The sequence below is a fragment of the Pseudomonas sp. PS01297 genome (genome assembly GCF_029959305.1).
GTDB lineage: Bacteria > Pseudomonadota > Gammaproteobacteria > Pseudomonadales > Pseudomonadaceae > Aquipseudomonas > Aquipseudomonas helleri.
This window is the reverse complement of sequence record NZ_JASCPQ010000199.1, coordinates 1-2,578: the sequence shown is the minus strand read 5'-3', so window position 1 is coordinate 2,578 and position 2,578 is coordinate 1. Positions and strand designations below refer to the sequence as shown.

Here is a 2,578-nt window from a genome sequence, read left to right as displayed (position 1 = left end):
TGGTTACAAAGCCTACTCAAATTGCTTGGGTGTTATATGGTCAAGCCTCACGGGCAATTAGTATTGGTTAGCTCAACGCCTCACAGCGCTTACACACCCAACCTATCAACGTCGTAGTCTTCGACGGCCCTTTAGGGAACTCAAGGTTCCAGTGAGATCTCATCTTGAGGCAAGTTTCCCGCTTAGATGCTTTCAGCGGTTATCTTTCCCGAACATAGCTACCCGGCAATGCCACTGGCGTGACAACCGGAACACCAGAGGTTCGTCCACTCCGGTCCTCTCGTACTAGGAGCAGCCCCTCTCAAATCTCAAACGTCCACGGCAGATAGGGACCGAACTGTCTCACGACGTTCTAAACCCAGCTCGCGTACCACTTTAAATGGCGAACAGCCATACCCTTGGGACCGGCTTCAGCCCCAGGATGTGATGAGCCGACATCGAGGTGCCAAACACCGCCGTCGATATGAACTCTTGGGCGGTATCAGCCTGTTATCCCCGGAGTACCTTTTATCCGTTGAGCGATGGCCCTTCCATACAGAACCACCGGATCACTAAGACCTACTTTCGTACCTGCTCGACGTGTCTGTCTCGCAGTCAAGCGCGCTTTTGCCTTTATACTCTACGACCGATTTCCGACCGGTCTGAGCGCACCTTCGTACTCCTCCGTTACTCTTTAGGAGGAGACCGCCCCAGTCAAACTACCCACCATACACTGTCCTCGATCCGGATAACGGACCTGAGTTAGAACCTCAAAGTTGCCAGGGTGGTATTTCAAGGATGGCTCCACGCAAACTGGCGTTCACGCTTCAAAGCCTCCCACCTATCCTACACAAGCAAATTCAAAGTCCAGTGCAAAGCTATAGTAAAGGTTCACGGGGTCTTTCCGTCTAGCCGCGGATACACTGCATCTTCACAGCGATTTCAATTTCACTGAGTCTCGGGTGGAGACAGCGCCGCCATCGTTACGCCATTCGTGCAGGTCGGAACTTACCCGACAAGGAATTTCGCTACCTTAGGACCGTTATAGTTACGGCCGCCGTTTACCGGGGCTTCGATCAAGAGCTTCGCGTTAGCTAACCCCATCAATTAACCTTCCGGCACCGGGCAGGCGTCACACCCTATACGTCCACTTTCGTGTTTGCAGAGTGCTGTGTTTTTAATAAACAGTCGCAGCGGCCTGGTATCTTCGACCGACGTGAGCTTACGCAGTAAATGCTTCACCCTCATCGGCGCACCTTCTCCCGAAGTTACGGTGCCATTTTGCCTAGTTCCTTCACCCGAGTTCTCTCAAGCGCCTTGGTATTCTCTACCCAACCACCTGTGTCGGTTTGGGGTACGGTTCCTGGTTATCTGAAGCTTAGAAGCTTTTCTTGGAAGCATGGCATCAACCACTTCGTTATCTAAAAGATAACTCGTCATCAGCTCTCGGCCTTAGAATCCCGGATTTACCTAAGATTCCAGCCTACCACCTTAAACTTGGACAACCAACGCCAAGCTGGCCTAGCCTTCTCCGTCCCTCCATCGCAATAACCAGAAGTACAGGAATATTAACCTGTTTTCCATCGACTACGCTTTTCAGCCTCGCCTTAGGGACCGACTAACCCTGCGTCGATTAACGTTGCGCAGGAAACCTTGGTCTTTCGGCGTGGGTGTTTTTCACACCCATTGTCGTTACTCATGTCAGCATTCGCACTTCTGATACCTCCAGCAAGCTTCTCAACTCACCTTCACAGGCTTACAGAACGCTCCTCTACCGCATCACCTAAGTGATACCCGTAGCTTCGGTGTATGGTTTGAGCCCCGTTAAATCTTCCGCGCAGGCCGACTCGACTAGTGAGCTATTACGCTTTCTTTAAAGGGTGGCTGCTTCTAAGCCAACCTCCTAGCTGTCTAAGCCTTCCCACATCGTTTCCCACTTAACCATAACTTTGGGACCTTAGCTGACGGTCTGGGTTGTTTCCCTTTTCACGACGGACGTTAGCACCCGCCGTGTGTCTCCCATGCTCGGCACTTGTAGGTATTCGGAGTTTGCATCGGTTTGGTAAGTCGGGATGACCCCCTAGCCGAAACAGTGCTCTACCCCCTACAGTGATACATGAGGCGCTACCTAAATAGCTTTCGAGGAGAACCAGCTATCTCCGAGCTTGATTAGCCTTTCACTCCGATCCACAGGTCATCCGCTAACTTTTCAACGGTAGTCGGTTCGGTCCTCCAGTTAGTGTTACCCAACCTTCAACCTGCCCATGGATAGATCGCCCGGTTTCGGGTCTATTCCCAGCGACTAGACGCCCTATTAAGACTCGCTTTCGCTACGCCTCCCCTATTCGGTTAAGCTTGCCACTGAAAATAAGTCGCTGACCCATTATACAAAAGGTACGCAGTCACCTAACAAAGTAGGCTCCCACTGCTTGTACGCATACGGTTTCAGGATCTATTTCACTCCCCTCTCCGGGGTTCTTTTCGCCTTTCCCTCACGGTACTAGTTCACTATCGGTCAGTCAGTAGTATTTAGCCTTGGAGGATGGTCCCCCCATATTCAGACAAAGTTTCTCGTGCTCCGTCCTACTCGATTTCACTG

1 rRNA gene is annotated in these 2,578 nt (G+C 51.5%); it reads right to left on the bottom strand.

Annotated features, from left to right (window positions below):
* Positions 1–36: 36 nt before the first annotated feature.
* A 23S ribosomal RNA gene (locus QMX84_RS26235) occupies positions 37–2,578 on the bottom strand; the annotation flags it as partial.